This window comes from Mesorhizobium sp. B2-8-9 (assembly GCF_006439475.1).
Taxonomy (GTDB): domain Bacteria; phylum Pseudomonadota; class Alphaproteobacteria; order Rhizobiales; family Rhizobiaceae; genus Mesorhizobium.
In genome coordinates this window covers 45,562-59,208 of record NZ_VFTQ01000027.1, presented here as the reverse complement: position 1 = coordinate 59,208, position 13,647 = coordinate 45,562, and the positions used below count along the sequence as shown (strand labels likewise).

Sequence of the window (13,647 nt, the reverse complement as noted above, 5' to 3'; positions counted from 1 at the left end):
AAGGGAAGAAGGGAAAATCGCGCTACTCCCTCGCGATAATCTCCTGGCCGTCGATGACCAGTCTCAGCCCCAGATTGCCGGCCTTGCGGCGGGCGAGGAAGCGCGGGCGGCGCGTGGTGGAAACACGGCCCTTGCGGCGCTCCTGCGGCGGCAGCGCCTTGATGGCGGCGCCGAGCGATTCTTCCAGGGTGCGGGCAATGCCGTCGGCCTCGATCAGCAGCATCGGCAGGCGATAGGCATCGGCCCAGGCGCGCCAGTCGGCGGCGACGTCGTCGAGGTCGTCGGCGACCAGGAGCGGCACCGACAGCATCGGATCATTGTGGAGGAGCTCGAGCGTCACGGTCACGTTGCCGTCGGGATCCTCCATGGCGCGCGCGGCGACGCCGCGGAACGCATTGGGGGGCAGCGCGATGATCGCCGGCACGCCGCTCATCTCCAGCACACGGCGGATGACGGCGCCGCGCTGGTCGATGGTGAAGGTCACATCGCCATAGTCGTCGCGGGTGGCATAGCTCACCATCTGCGGCAGGCGAAATGGGTCGAGACGCATGTTGCGCCCAGCCCAGACTGGCTTCAGTCCAGTGTTCATCGATGTCTTCCCTGTTAGTCCTGAGGGCCGTTTTTCCGGTTCTCTCAGGGCCGGTTTTTCCGGCCTCGTTATGGGAAGAAACATTAGCGCTCGCTTCTTACCGGCGCGCTTAAGAAAGTCGGTTAAATTTTGCTGATCTGAGCCGATGGTTATCGGAATGCGACCGGCCGGCGGATCGAGGAAGGATCAGATAACCTTACCGGGATTCATGATGCCGGCCGGATCGATGGCCGCCTTCACGCGGCGCATCAGGTCAATCGCCATCGGCGGCGCCGTGGCGATCAGCTCGTCGCGCTTCAATTGGCCGATGCCGTGCTCGGCCGAGATCGAGCCGTGGAAGGAGCGCACGACATCGTGTACGGCCTTGTTCATGGGGTGGTAGAGCTCGAGGAACGCCTCGTCCTGCCAATCCACGGGACGCGAGATGTTGTAGTGCAGATTGCCGTCGCCCATGTGGCCGAAGCAGACGACGCGCGCGCCGGGGCAGACTCCCTCCACCACGCCGACCGCCTTTTCAATGAACTCCGGGATCGAGGCGATCGGCACGGAGATGTCGTGCTTGATCGAAGCGCCCTCGGGCTTCTGGCATTCGGGCAATGTCTCGCGGAAATTCCAGAAGGCGTCGCCTTGGGCAAGGCTTGCCGATACCACCGCGTCGCCGACGACGCCCTGATCGAGAGCCTCGGCCAGGACTTCTTCGATCAGCGCCCTGCCGTCTTCCTCGGAGCGGCCGGAAGAGACCTGCATCAGCACATACCACGGCCAGTCGTCGGCCAGCGGCCGCGTGATGCCTTGCCCGTGCTTGAGCGTGAAATCGTATGGCCTTTTGCCGATCAGCTCGAAAGCGGTGAGCGATGCGCCGGCGCGATCCATCGCCAGGGTGAACAGCGAAAGCGCATCCTTCGGCGACGATGGCAGGCCGGCAAAGGCCACCTCCCTGCCCTTCGGCTTCGGGAACAATTTCATCACCGCGGCGGTGATGATGCCGAGCGTGCCTTCGGCGCCGACGAAGAGGTTCTTCAGATCGTAGCCGGTGTTGTCCTTCTTCAGCTTGCGCAGATCGTCGAACACCTCGCCGGTCGGCAGCACCACTTCGACGCCGAGGCAGAGCTCGCGCGCATTGCCATAGGCAAGCACACCGGTGCCGCCGGCGTTGGAGGAGAGATTGCCGCCGATCTGGCACGACCCTTGCGCGGCGAGCGAGAGCGGAAACAGCCGATCGGCGGCGTCGGCCGCTTCCTGCAGCGTCTGCAGGATGACGCCGGCCTCTGCCGTCACCGTGTTTGACAGGACATCGATCTCGCGGATGCGGTTCAGCCTGGATAGCGACAGCACGATGTCGCGGCCGGATTTATCCGGCACCTGGGCGCCGACCAGCCCGGTGTTACCGCTTTGCGGCACGATCGGGGTTCCGGTCGAGGTTGCCAGCCGCATGATGCGGCTCACTTCCTCAACGCTGCCGGGGCGCAGCACCAGCGATGTCCGGCCGTGCCAAAGGCCGCGCCGCTCGGTGATGTAGGGCGCGATGTCGGCCTGATCGCGCAATGCATATTTGCCGCCGACGATCGCCGCGAAGCGATCGATGACGGCGGGATCGAGGTCCAAGGGCTGATCGTTCATGGGCTGAACCTATGGCGCTCAGCCGGTCTTGTCACGCGGCGCGGCGGCGCGGGCAAGCCGGTCGTTGATGGCTTCGCCCAGCCCCTCGAACGGGATCGGCTCAACGGCGATGGTCGCGGCGCCGACGTGGTCGAGCGCCTGCATGAAGGCGAACAGATTGCTGGCCGCCTCGCGCAGGTCGCCCGCCTCGGAGAGGTTGCGCAGCGCAACGGCCTGTTCCCAGCCCCCGGCGCGGTTGCGGCCGAACGCAAGCAGCGCCTCACCCTCGGCGATGTCTTGGACATTGAGCCGCATCGCGGCGGCCGGCGCGTAATGCGAGGCGAGCATGCCCGGCGCCTCGATGCCGCCAGCGCCGCGCGACAATTTCGCGCCGGCCACCGCCTCGATCTCCTCGGCGCCGATGCCGCCGGGCCGCAGCAGCCGCAACTTGCCGTTCTCGACCTTGAGAATGGTCGATTCCAGGCCGACCGGCGTCGCGCCGCCATCGACGACCAGCCTGATCCTGTCGCCGAGATCGGCGGCGACCGCCTGCGCTGTCGTGCCGCTGATTTTCCCGGAGGAATTGGCGCTCGGGGCTGCGAGCGGCCTGCCGAGCCGGGCAATCAGCTCGCCGCCAAACCCGCGCGGCATGCGCAACGCGATGGTGTCCAGCCCCGCAGTGACGAGCGGGTGGATGCCGTTGCCGCTGCGCTGCGGGAGCACCAGCGTCAGCGGACCCGGCCAGAAGGCTTCGGCCAGTTTTGCCGAGAGCGGATCGAAGCCGGCGATACGGTCCGCCATCGCGCGATCGGCGACATGGGCGATCAGCGGGTTGAAGCGCGGCCGGCCCTTGGCCTCGAAGATGCGCGCCACGGCAATGCCATTGGTGGCATCGCCGGCCAGGCCGTAAACCGTCTCTGTCGGGATGGCGACGACGTCGCCCCCTTCGAGCAGCGCCAATGCCTGCTGCATAGCCTCGCCGACCGCCAGTATCTCAGCCAAATCCGCCACCAGTCCTGAACATGCCGGTCCCGTAATACGGCCGCTTGCATCGGGCAAGTGCGGGCATTGGCGATTTATCAATCCCTAAAATGTTAAGTTCCCGTGCAAGCCGGCTTCAATCGGACGGCCCTAGGGTGCGGGTTCAATGCGGTTGCGGCTTGGGAGTTTGTAATGCGTTTGCTCGGAGCTTTCGGTATCAGCCTTCTGGCGATGAACGGCGCGGCACATGCCTCGTCAATCGTCGTGGTGGCACCCTCGACCTCGACGCCTTCGGTTATCAGGCTGAATGCGATCGAACCGACCAAGCTGTCTGTGGCCTCGACGCCGTCGATGATAGCGCTTGGCGAGCCTGTGCCCGCCGTCACCGACGAAAAGGTCGCGGCAATCCCCGCGAAGTCCGGGCGCCAGCAGGCCCCGATGATCATTCGCGGCGGCATTGTCGGCGGCGCTTTCGAAACGCCCGCGGCGGCCAAGCCCACAGCACCGGCAAACACTACCGCCGCCGCGCCGGCAAACGGCACCACGCCGGCAACGCCCGCGAACGGCACAGCGTCCGCTTCGAACGGCAACAGCGGAACCGGCGGACAGCCGGCCGCGACGGCCAATGCGTCGGGCGGCGGCGCGCAGCCGCAAGGCGCCCCGTCGGTGCCGCGCGTCGGCAAGGCGATGTAGATCACACTGGATCCGGCCCTGGCATGCTAGGCGCTTAACCGGTCCGATTCCCGTGATCGGATCGGGCACGATTGCGCCGGCATTTCAAAAAAAAGGGGGTTTCATGACTGTTTCGAAAGCAATGACCGTTGCCGCACTGTTGGCGACGACGACACTGGGCACGGGTACGGCACGGGCCGACGACATGCTTGGCTCTTACACGGCGCGGATTTCCGACCGCGATCACCGCGCCAGCGACGGCTACCCGCTCGGCAGCGCGGCGCAGATGGTGCGGCAGGACCGCGCCAACTGGCATAAATTCCACCGGCGCGACAGCGACGACCAGGGTGATGCCTGGTTTCGCAGCGACGGCTCGCGCGCCGACCTGCAGCGCATGCTGGAACGCGGCGGCGCCATGAGCAGCGCCACAAGGCGCGCCATCGTCAATGGCGAGCCGTTGATCGAGGTCGATGTCTATTCGGACGGTGTGCGGGTCAGCATAGTGGAGGATTAACGGGTCAATCTTCCTGGAAGACCGACAAGAGCCGCACCGACGAAAAAGGGCGACGCGCGACGCGCCGCCCCTGATGGTTCAGACGAGAGGAGACGGCTCAGGCCGCTTCTTCCTTTTCGTCATCGTCGGACTCATCCTCATCGGCTTCGTCCTCATCATCGTCGCCATCTTCATCCTCGTCGTCGGACTCATCGTCGCCCGAGGCTTTGGCGTCTTCGGCGTCGCCGTCTTCGTCGCCTTCATCTTCATCGTCCGGCTCGTCGTCGGCCGAAGCAGTGGTTTTCTCGTCGCCGTCTTCGTCGTCGTCTTCGGACCGATCGGCGGATTCGACCGCCGCGGCGGCAGCGTGGTCGAGAAGGTTTTCGGAAGCGGATTCGATCGCCTCGGCGGCGGCCGGGGTCTCTTCAATCAAGTCGATATCGTCAACGGAATTCATGGCATGCCTCCGTGTTTGGGGAATGTCTTACGGCGCACCCGCGAAACGATTTCGGGCAACGCGCCTTAAGTCTTTGGTTGATGCATGTCGTTGCCCCAGGACCGCTCAGCGCTTCTGGACGACATGCACCTTTGTCCCATGCGGAGGTCATCGTCATATGACTGTAAGCCGGCTCCGGCGCATTAAATTTCGGGCGCCGAATTGTTCAAGCCTGCCGGCATCCTAGCGGATGCGGGCAGGCTCAAATGTGCGGTTTTCCGAGCCGTCAGCCGACGATTTTTGAAAAATCCGCGACCTGATCGGTGGCGGCGCGGATGCGGGCGAGCAGCGCCAGACGGTTGGCGCGCACGGCCTGGTCCTCATCATTCACGAGAACACGCTCAAAGAATGAATCAACCGGTTCGCGCAACACGCTAAGCGCCAGCATGGCGGCAGAAAAATCTTCGTTTTGAATTGCTTGGCCGGCTTCCTTCTCGGCCTGATTCACCGCGGCATAGAGCTTCTTTTCCGCGTCCTCGCGGAACAGCGCCGGCTCAACGGTCTCGGCGATTGCCGTTTTCTTCTTCTCCTCGGCGGCCAGGATGTTGGCGGCGCGCTTGGTTCCGGCAAGCAGGTTCTTGCCCTCCTCGGTGTCGAGCAAGGAGCCGAGCGCCTCGACGCGGCGGACGATCTGCAGGAGGTCGTCGTTCGGCGATTGCCCAATCTCCCCCCTTGTGGGGGAGATTGGGCGCGAGCCCGCTGACAGCACGGCATCGATCAAGTCATGCCGTGCACCGCTTTCACGCAGATAGACTTTCAGACGGTCGTGGAAGAAGGCGAGGAGGTCGGACGACTGGTCCGCGCCGCCTTTGAAGTTTGCAAAGGCCTTGGCGAAAACAGACGTCAGCGCCAGACGAATCCGGTTCTCGACGAGTATTCTGACCACGCCAAGAGCCGCACGTCGCAGCGCGAACGGATCCTTGCTGCCCGTGGGCTTTTCATCGATCGCCCAGAAGCCGGTGAGCGTGTCGAGCTTGTCGGCGAGCGCGACGGCAACCGAGACCGGATCTGTCGGCACGCGGTCGGATGGGCCTTGCGGTTTGTAGTGCTCCTCGGCGGCCGCGGCGACCGACGGATGCTCGCCCTGCAGCAGCGCATATTTGCGGCCCATGGCGCCTTGCAGCTCGGGGAACTCGCCGACCACTTCGGTTTGCAGGTCCGCCTTGGCAAGCACGGCGGCACGGCTTGCGAGCGCGGTAATCTCCCCCCTCGAGGGGGAGATGTCGCCGGAGGCGACCGTCGGCGCCAGTTCCTCAGCCAACCGCTTGATACGCTCAACGCGCGCGCCTTGCGTGCCCAGCTTCGCGTGAAAAGTCACGTTGAGATGATCGAGGCGCGCCATGCGCTGGTCGAGCGGCTTCTTCAAATCCAGGTCGAACTTCGCCGCCGATTCGTTCAGCTGGTCGAGGTCGGGCAAATCGCCTTGATCGGTCCGCCAGAAATAGAGCGCATCGGACAGGCGGGCGCGCACCACCTTGCCGTTGCCGTAGGCGATCTCCTTGCCGCCGTCGCTCGCCTCGATGTTGGCGACCAGCACGAAGCGGTTCGAAAGCGGCGATTGGCCAATCTCCCCCCTTGAGGGGGAGATGCCCGGCAGGGCAGAGAGGGGGGCCTCGCGCTGAGTCCCCTCTGTCGGCTTCCCCGACATCTCCCCCTCCAGCGGGGAGATCGGGCGCGACGTCACGAAACACTTCTGGTTGGCGCGGATGGTGAGGCGGATGACCTCGCCCGGAATGGTGAGGAAATCCTGCTCGAACTCGCCCATCAGCACGACCGGCCATTCCACCAGGCCGGAGACTTCCTCCAGCAGGCCCTCGTCCTCGACCAGGTCTAGGCCGTTGGCGAAGGCGATGTTGCGGGCGTCGGCCAGGATGATCTCCTTGCGCCGGTCGGCATCGAGCACGACCTTGGCCGCCTCGAGCTTCGCCACATAATCGTCGAAGCGGCGCACGGTGATCGGGCCCGGCGCATGGAAGCGATGGCCATAGGTGACGTTGCCGGCGCGGATGCCGTCGATCTCGAAATCGACGATCACCGGCTCCTCGGTCTCCGGCCCGAAGGTGCAGACGATTGACTGCAGCGGCCGCACCCAGCGCAGGGAACCGGACTTAGCCGAGGCCGGGCCCCAGCGCATCGATTTCGGCCAAGGGAAGGCGCGGATGATGCCCGGCACCAGCTCGGCGATGATTTCCTCCGCCGCCCGGCCCGGCTTGGAGATATGGGCGACGTAGAAGTCGCCCTTCTTGGGGTCGGAATGGACATGCGCCTCGGCGATCGACGAAAGGCCGGCCTTGCGAAGGAAGCCCTGCACCGCCTGCTCGGGCGCCGTGGTCGAAGGACCCTTGATCTCCTCGCGGATGTCCTTCGAGCGCGCGGTCAGGCCACGGATGTCGAGCGCCAGACGCCGCGGCGTCCAATATTCGCGCGCCGCCTCATAGGTGAGACCCGCCTCGACCAGACCGTCGGTCAGCATCTTCCTGAGGTCGCCGGCCGCCTTGCGCTGCATGCGGGCGGGAATCTCTTCCGAGCGGAGTTCCAAGAGCAGGTCGGGCATAGTTAAGCTCCCCACCCTCCCCTTGATGGGGAGGGTCGGCGCGAAGCGCCGAAACGAATGGGCGGGAGATAGCAACTCGGCCGCCCGCTGTCACCCCGCAAGCAGATCGCCTCTTCGACCGATTTCGCGGAATTTTTCGACCCGCTGTCGGGTTGGCGCGGGGCTGCTCGTCCTTGGAGCAGAACTTCCCATGAACCGAACGCTGCGCTGAAGCGACAAACGCTCAGGCAGAGACCTATTGGCTGAACGGCGATGAAGACGGCATCGAGAACCCTGCAGATCCTGGCGCTCAGCGCCTGCTTCGCCGCCCAGGCGCATGGCACCATCACGATGCCTGGGATCAGGCAGGCCATGCGCACGATCGACGGCGCATCGGCGCAGATCGTATTGCCGGTCGGTGCCGCCGTCGAGACCGCAAAGGCCGTGTCGGCTTAAGCCGCCGCCAGCCCGCCCGCCCGCGTCTTGAGGAACGCTTCGCCGCAGGCCTTGGCCAGATTGCGTACGCGCAGGATATAGCTTTGCCGCTCGGTGACCGAGATGACTCCGCGCGCGTCGAGCAGGTTGAAGACGTGGCTTGCCTTGATGCACTGGTCGTAGGCCGGGAAGACCATGCGGTGCATCGCCAGATTGTCGCTTGGCTTGGGCGTGCCGGCATCGAGCAGCGCCTTGCACTCGGCCTCGGCGTCCTCGAAGTGCCTCAGCAGCATCGCGGTGTTGGCGAATTCGAAATTGTGGCGCGAATATTCCTGCTCGGCCTGCAGGAAGACGTCGCCGTAAGTGACTTTCTCGGCGCCCTCGCGGCCGTTGAAGTTCAGATCGTAGACATTGTCGACGCCCTGCACATACATGGCGAGCCGCTCCAGGCCGTAGGTCAGCTCGCCCGCCACCGGCGCGCATTCGATGCCGCAGACCTGCTGGAAATAGGTGAACTGCGAGACTTCCATGCCGTCGCACCAGCACTCCCAGCCGAGCCCCCAGGCGCCCAGCGTCGGGCTTTCCCAGTCGTCCTCGACGAAGCGAATGTCGTGCAGCAGCGGATCGACGCCGATTGCTTCCAGCGAGCCTAGATAGAGCTCCTGCAGGTTCGGCGGATTGGGCTTCAGGATCACCTGGTATTGGTAATAGTGCTGCAGGCGGTTCGGGTTCTCGCCGTAGCGGCCATCCTTCGGGCGGCGCGAGGGCTGCACATAGGCCGCGTTCCAGCGCAGCGGGCCCAGCGCGCGCAAGGTGGTGGCCGGATGGAAGGTGCCGGCGCCGACCTCCATGTCGTAGGGCTGCAGGATGAGGCAACCATAGTCCGCCCAGTAATTGTGCAAGGTCAGGATCAGCCCCTGGAAGGAGCGGCTGGGATGCATATGGGCGGGAATTTCGATGGTCACGGCGGCCTCGGAAAGCGCGGGATGACGCTTCCCTAGTTGCCGGGCCGCCGAGCGTCAAGGCGGCGAGCCGCCCGGCGACGTTGAACGCTTTGCGGCCGGCTGGCCCATTGCCGGCCAGCAGCGGTGATCCTTTGCTCAGCCCCCAGCTCCAACAAAGAAGGTTCAGCCATGTCCGGTCAACTCACCGTGCGGCCCGTCACAAGGCAGGATTACGAGCAGTGGCTGCCGCTCTGGGACGGCTACAACGCATTTTACGGGCGCTCCGGGCCGACGGCGCTTGCCGGCGAGATCACGCAGATGACATGGTCGCGTTTCTTCGATGCCTATGAGCCGGTGCATGCACTGGTGGCCGAGCAGGAGGGCAAGCTTCTCGGCCTCGTCCACTATCTCTATCATCGCTCGACCACATCGATCGCGCCGAGCTGCTATCTGCAGGACCTCTTCACCACACAGGCCGCGCGCGGCCAGGGCGTCGGCCGGGCGCTGATCGAAGGTGTGTATGAACGCGCCAGGCAAGCGGGCGCGAACCGCGTCTACTGGCTGACGCATGAGACGAACCACACCGCAATGCAGCTCTACGACAGGATCGGCGAGAAGTCGGGGTTCGTCGTTTATAGAAAAGTGTTCTAGTTTCCTCGACACAGGGAAAGGCCGCTGTTTGTCGGCGCAAGATGGTCACCGGTCATTTCCATGACAACCGCTGAGATTGGTTGAAGCCTTCCAACCTCGTCATTCCAGGGCGGAGCAGCTGCGAAGCGGCGTCGCGGAGACCCTGGAATCCATTCCGTGACCTGAGCCGCGGAGTGCAGCGGAGCAGAATTCTGCACCGCGGGAGCGCTCAGAAGTCACGGAATGGATCCTCGGGTCTGCGCGCGTCGCTGCGCTCCTTGCTCCGCCCGTGGATGACGACAGAGTGGCCGTTTCGGCCAATCTCCACCTGCCAAGGCCCGAGCTCGGCAGACGCCGGGCCGAAACGAAAACGGGGCTCGATGAGCCCCGCATTCTTCAATGTTGACGAAAAGCGCTCAGCCTTTCGGCGCGGGCGTCGGCTCCGGCTTCACCTTGGGGGTTTCCTGCGCGGTGTTGGATTCGATCGGCGGCAGGCCCTTGAGCAGCTTCTGCTGCAAAGTGGCGAGCACATCCGGATCGGGCTTCAGGTCGCGTGCCTGCGTCCACTGATAGGTGGCCTCGAGCTTGCGGCCGACGCGCCAGTAGGCATCGCCGAGATGATCGTTGAGGACCGGATCCTCGGGCTTCAGCGAGACGGCGCGCTCCATTTCGCGCACGGCGTCGTCGAAGCGGCCCATGCGGAAATAGGCCCAGCCCAGCGAATCGACGATGTAGCCGTCGTTCGGCCGCAGATCCACGGCCTTCTGGATCATCGCCAGGCCTTCCTTGAGGTTCATGTTCATGTCGACCCAGGAATAGCCGAGATAGTTCATGACCTGCGGCTGGTCGGGCTGCAGCTCCAGCGCCTTGCGGAAATTGGGTTCCGCCTTCGGCCATTCCTTCAGCCGCTCATAGGCGATGCCGCGCTGGTAGAAGATGTTCCAGTTGGCGGCGGTTGGCGTCTTCAGCTGCTCGACAGCCTTGTCGTAGAGACTGGCGGCCGAGCGGAAATCTTCCTTCGAGCCATAGACGCCGCCAAGCGCCAGATAGGCGCGCATGTCGTCCGGATGCCGGTCGAGATAGGCCTTGAGATGCGAAATCGCCTCGTCATGTTTGTCGAGATCGGCAAGATTGAGGCCGATCTGCAGGTCGGAGAGCTCCTTCAGCGGCGAGGACGCCGGAATGCGGCGGTAGAGCGAGACGGCGCCTTCGCCGTCCTTAAGCTGCTCGGCCACGGCGGCAAGCTGCACAAGGGCTGCGTCGCTGTCCGGCTTCAGCGCCAGGGCATATTGCAGATAGAGCCGCACAAAAGGCTCGCCGCCGCCGCGGTTAAGCGCGGTGGCAAGGTCAAGCAGGATTTCGGATGCGCCGTCGGCCGGACCGGTGACGAGCGGCTCGATCTTGTCGCCCTTGCTGATGCGGTCGCGCAGCGTGGTGATTTCGAGCTTGCCCGGCGCGAAGGCCTCGGCCTGGTTCAACACCGCCAGCGCCTTCGACTTGTCGCCCTTGCGGACCAGGAACGAGGCATAGGCCTGGGCGTTGCGCATCCAGGTTTCGGGCGCGGAGCCGCCGGCCGCGGTATCGGCCATGGTGGCGGCGTAGAGTTCCTCGGCCTTGTCGTTCAGGCCGGCAGCGTCGGCGATCAGCGCCCGGTGGAACGATTTGAACAGGCCGAACCAGTCCGGGCCCTTGAGCTTGTCGATGGAGTCCATGGCCTCGGACGCGTTGCCGGCACCTTCCTTGGCCCAGCCGTCCATGACGCCCGAGAGCAGTCGGTCGAGATCGGATTCCAGCGAGAGCTTCAGCCAGTACTGCGCCTTGGCGTAGTCCTTCTTGTGGAAGGAATCGATGGCCAGAGCCAGGCGCGAGAAGCGCTCGACGTCCGGCACTTCCTTCAGCTTGTCGGCATAGACGAGCGATTCCTCGAAGCGGCCTTGCGCGACCAGAGCCAGCATCAGGCTCTGCTGCAATTCCTTGTCGTTCGGCGCAAAGGCCAGCGCCTGCTTGTAATAGGCGATCGCATCGTCGAGATCGTTGTCGCTTTCGGCGATATGAGCCGCGAGATAGGCGCCCGAGAAAGACGTGATCTGGAGCGGTCGGGCCTCTTCCTTGGCCTGGACCGGCAGCACCCAAAGCGCCACACCGGTCAAAAATGCCAGCCTCGTCAGCCAGCGCGCACGTCCTTGCCGCATCGTATCCCTTTCAGCCAGATGCGATCCCGCCCTTGGCGGACCGCCCACAGACTCGCTCTTTTCCGGTCAAAGCATGGCCTTTTTGGGGTCAGGCTTCAATTGCCGGGCGAATCACAATGCAATCATCCGGCTTAAAAAACGATGCCGCGCCAGCGAAAATCCCGCGCGCAGGCCCGGGACGCCCATATGCGGCATCGGATTGCCTACAGATAGGTATCGCTGAATCCGCTGGCGGCAACCGTATCGCACAGGCCGGACCATTCGCAGCCGGAGCACGCCTGGCGCGTCAGGCCGGCGGAAAAAGCCTTGCGCATCCCCGCCAGTTTGGGGGCGTCCAGCACCAACCGGTCTCCCGCCTGGATCGGCCGCCCGAGGAGAGCGCCGACATCGCGCGCGGCCATCCGGTCCCGCTCGGCGGCGCTCTCGCGCAGGCAATGCGGCTCCGGCTCGCCGAGCAGCGGGGCGCAGACGTCGTCCGGACCGGCAACGATCACCACCGCCTCGCCCTCGCCCAACCGCTTCACCACCTTGTCGTAATTGGCGGTGAAGGCCGGCGAGTAGCCCTTGCCGACATAGGTCAGCAGGCAGAGCAGATGATGGGCGCGCAGCTTGACGGTCATCGCGTCCCGGACGAGCGGTCGCCTTGCTCCGCACGATAGGTGGAAAAGAGCTTCAGCGTCGCCGCGCCCAGCGCCGACTTGAGCAGGCCGCCGACGATGAAGGGCACGAAGCCGAAGGTGATGGCCTTTTCAGTGCCGATCATGACGGCAAGCCAGGCGGTGCCGAGAACCAGGCAGAGCAGGTTGCCGATGAGCATGGCGACGAAGGCAAGCATGGCGCGATTGCCGTTCCAGCCGCGTTCGGCCAGCCAGCCGACGACAGCGCCGACGACCGGAAAGGCGAAGAGATAGCCGCCGGTCGGGCCAACGAAATGCTGTATGCCAGCGGCGCCGCCCGCCAGCACCGGAAAGCCGGCGGCGCCCTCGACGAGCCAGGCGGCGATGGTCAACGCACCGAAGCGCCAGCCATAAAGCGCGCCGACCAGTGTGACGGCGAAGGTCTGCATGGTGACCGGAACCGGCACCATCGGCACCTCGATATAGGACGACAGCGCCAGGAACAGCGAACCGAGGATCACGGCGCCGATCTGCCAGGCGAGCGAACGGCTGTGCAGCCGCAACGGGCTGAAGGAGGGCTTGTACGTCGAAACGGCTGCGTTGGTCACGGTGTCTTCCTTGGTTGGCGTGGAATTATAGATAATTTTTCGACTTCATCTATTATCGAATCCATATTTTCGCGGAGATGGCAAGTCCGGCTGCGACACGGCTTGCGAACAGATGGCGGATACAGGCGATCTGGGTCGTAGCGTGATATCGACGCCGACGGCGATGCGACGGCGTCCGCTACCCCACGATGGCGAAGGCGTCGCGCGTCTTGCCGGAAGCGGTCTTGACCGGCTTCTGGCCGATCCATTGCACGTGCCGCCCGAGTGTCGCGGCGGCCGATTCGGTGTTGCCTTGTCTCAGGGCGCTCAGGATCGCCCGATGATCCTGGTCGGTGCGGGTTTCCCATTCCGAGCGCCAGGCCGCGAAAAGGAAGCGCGCGCTCGCGGCATGCAGGTCGTCGATGGTGGAGAGCAGGCGCGGCATGCTGCAGGGCGCCAGGATCAGCCGGTGGAAGGTGCGATTGGCCTCTTCCCAGGAGCGCACGTCGCGGGATTTGTCGCCGGCCTTGGTCGCCTCCTCGGCTTGATCGAGGATCGACGCCGTCAGATGCGGCACGGCATGGCGCAGCGCCAGCACTTCGAGCGCCGCCCGCATCTCGGCCACCTCTCTGACCTCGCCGAGATCGAAAGAGGCGACGCGCACGCCGCGGCGCGGTTCGCCGATCGCCAATCCTTGAGCCTCCAGGCGCCGGAAGGCCTCGCGCACGGGCACATGGCTGGTGTTGAATTCCTGGGCGACATGGTCCTGGCGCAGCCGCGAGCCGGGCTCGATGGCGCCCGAAATGATGCGGTCCGCCAGTTCCTTGCTGATGCGGACGGCGATCGTGTCTTCTTTGCTGGCCATATTTTATAGATAAT

The 13,647-nt window shown here is 64.7% G+C and carries 14 protein-coding genes; 4 read left to right on the top strand and 10 right to left on the bottom strand.

Going from position 1 to position 13,647, the window contains the following annotated elements; genetic code table 11:
- Positions 1-22: 22 nt before the first annotated feature.
- From FJ423_RS25915 to FJ423_RS25905, 3 genes are all read right to left on the bottom strand, one after another.
- On the bottom strand, positions 23-589 hold the full coding sequence (locus tag FJ423_RS25915; RefSeq protein ID WP_071074058.1) for a DUF6101 family protein: 567 nt from the start codon (positions 587-589) through the stop codon (positions 23-25).
- 186 nt (positions 590-775) lie between these two features.
- Positions 776-2,209 (bottom strand): FAD-binding oxidoreductase, encoded by a 1,434-nt coding sequence (locus FJ423_RS25910; RefSeq protein WP_140845826.1) that lies wholly within the window; start codon positions 2,207-2,209, stop codon positions 776-778.
- A gap of 18 nt (positions 2,210-2,227) precedes the next feature.
- Entirely contained in the window at positions 2,228-3,190 is a 963-nt protein-coding gene (locus FJ423_RS25905; protein WP_181174902.1) for an L-threonylcarbamoyladenylate synthase, read from the bottom strand.
- A gap of 171 nt (positions 3,191-3,361) precedes the next feature.
- Between FJ423_RS25905 and FJ423_RS25900 the strand changes: the two genes are divergently transcribed.
- A complete protein-coding gene (locus FJ423_RS25900; protein WP_181174901.1) occupies positions 3,362-3,862 on the top strand; it encodes a hypothetical protein in 501 nt (166 codons plus the stop codon).
- 103 nt (positions 3,863-3,965) lie between these two features.
- A complete protein-coding gene (locus FJ423_RS25895) occupies positions 3,966-4,355 on the top strand; it encodes a hypothetical protein (RefSeq protein ID WP_140845825.1) in 390 nt (129 codons plus the stop codon).
- A 97-nt stretch (positions 4,356-4,452) separates the two neighbouring features.
- Here the strand turns inward: FJ423_RS25895 and FJ423_RS25890 are convergent, their stop codons facing one another.
- Positions 4,453-4,791, bottom strand: coding sequence for an ATPase (locus tag FJ423_RS25890; protein ID WP_140845824.1), 339 nt, complete (start codon positions 4,789-4,791; stop codon positions 4,453-4,455).
- Positions 4,792-5,056: 265 nt separating this feature from the next.
- Positions 5,057-7,384 (bottom strand): glycine--tRNA ligase subunit beta, encoded by a 2,328-nt coding sequence (gene glyS, locus FJ423_RS25885; protein ID WP_140845823.1) that lies wholly within the window; start codon positions 7,382-7,384, stop codon positions 5,057-5,059.
- Positions 7,385-7,636: 252 nt separating this feature from the next.
- On the opposite strand from glyS, the gene FJ423_RS25880 reads away from it, so the two are divergent.
- Positions 7,637-7,819, top strand: coding sequence for a hypothetical protein (locus FJ423_RS25880; RefSeq protein WP_140845822.1), 183 nt, complete (start codon positions 7,637-7,639; stop codon positions 7,817-7,819).
- On the opposite strand, the gene FJ423_RS25875 is transcribed toward FJ423_RS25880, so the two are convergent.
- Positions 7,816-8,739, bottom strand: a complete 924-nt coding sequence (locus FJ423_RS25875) for a glycine--tRNA ligase subunit alpha (RefSeq protein WP_176480037.1) — start codon at positions 8,737-8,739, stop codon at positions 7,816-7,818. The genes FJ423_RS25880 and FJ423_RS25875 overlap by 4 nt on opposite strands.
- 192 nt (positions 8,740-8,931) lie before the next feature.
- Here FJ423_RS25875 and FJ423_RS25870 point away from each other — a divergent pair, with 192 nt between their 5' ends.
- On the top strand, positions 8,932-9,393 hold the full coding sequence (locus FJ423_RS25870; protein WP_140845821.1) for a GNAT family N-acetyltransferase: 462 nt from the start codon (positions 8,932-8,934) through the stop codon (positions 9,391-9,393).
- A gap of 395 nt (positions 9,394-9,788) precedes the next feature.
- Here the strand turns inward: FJ423_RS25870 and FJ423_RS25865 are convergent, their stop codons facing one another.
- From FJ423_RS25865 to FJ423_RS25850, 4 genes are all read right to left on the bottom strand, one after another.
- Positions 9,789-11,564 (bottom strand): tetratricopeptide repeat protein, encoded by a 1,776-nt coding sequence (locus FJ423_RS25865; protein ID WP_140845820.1) that lies wholly within the window; start codon positions 11,562-11,564, stop codon positions 9,789-9,791.
- 203 nt (positions 11,565-11,767) lie between these two features.
- Positions 11,768-12,184 (bottom strand): DUF1284 domain-containing protein, encoded by a 417-nt coding sequence (locus FJ423_RS25860; protein WP_140845819.1) that lies wholly within the window; start codon positions 12,182-12,184, stop codon positions 11,768-11,770.
- Entirely contained in the window at positions 12,181-12,789 is a 609-nt protein-coding gene (locus FJ423_RS25855) for a biotin transporter BioY (protein WP_140845818.1), read from the bottom strand. Before FJ423_RS25855 ends, FJ423_RS25860 begins: the two co-directional genes overlap by 4 nt.
- Positions 12,790-12,967: 178 nt before the next feature.
- Positions 12,968-13,633 (bottom strand): GntR family transcriptional regulator, encoded by a 666-nt coding sequence (locus FJ423_RS25850; protein WP_140845817.1) that lies wholly within the window; start codon positions 13,631-13,633, stop codon positions 12,968-12,970.
- Positions 13,634-13,647: the final 14 nt, after the last annotated feature.

Bases quoted from the DNA above. Each gene is read 5' to 3' on its own strand.
- FJ423_RS25850 (WP_140845817.1), bottom strand. From the start codon at position 13,633: ATGGCCAGCAAAGAAGACACGATCGCCGTCCGCATCAGCAAGGAACTG.
- FJ423_RS25870 (WP_140845821.1), top strand. From the start codon at position 8,932: ATGTCCGGTCAACTCACCGTGCGGCCCGTCACAAGGCAGGATTACGAG.
- FJ423_RS25880 (WP_140845822.1), top strand. From the start codon at position 7,637: ATGAAGACGGCATCGAGAACCCTGCAGATCCTGGCGCTCAGCGCCTGC.
- FJ423_RS25895 (WP_140845825.1), top strand. From the start codon at position 3,966: ATGACTGTTTCGAAAGCAATGACCGTTGCCGCACTGTTGGCGACGACG.
- FJ423_RS25900 (WP_181174901.1), top strand. From the start codon at position 3,362: ATGCGTTTGCTCGGAGCTTTCGGTATCAGCCTTCTGGCGATGAACGGC.
- FJ423_RS25865 (WP_140845820.1), bottom strand. From the start codon at position 11,564: ATGCGGCAAGGACGTGCGCGCTGGCTGACGAGGCTGGCATTTTTGACC.
- FJ423_RS25890 (WP_140845824.1), bottom strand. From the start codon at position 4,791: ATGAATTCCGTTGACGATATCGACTTGATTGAAGAGACCCCGGCCGCC.
- FJ423_RS25915 (WP_071074058.1), bottom strand. From the start codon at position 589: ATGAACACTGGACTGAAGCCAGTCTGGGCTGGGCGCAACATGCGTCTC.
- glyS (WP_140845823.1), bottom strand. From the start codon at position 7,384: ATGCCCGACCTGCTCTTGGAACTCCGCTCGGAAGAGATTCCCGCCCGC.
- FJ423_RS25910 (WP_140845826.1), bottom strand. From the start codon at position 2,209: ATGAACGATCAGCCCTTGGACCTCGATCCCGCCGTCATCGATCGCTTC.
- FJ423_RS25860 (WP_140845819.1), bottom strand. From the start codon at position 12,184: ATGACCGTCAAGCTGCGCGCCCATCATCTGCTCTGCCTGCTGACCTAT.
- FJ423_RS25875 (WP_176480037.1), bottom strand. From the start codon at position 8,739: ATGCATCCCAGCCGCTCCTTCCAGGGGCTGATCCTGACCTTGCACAAT.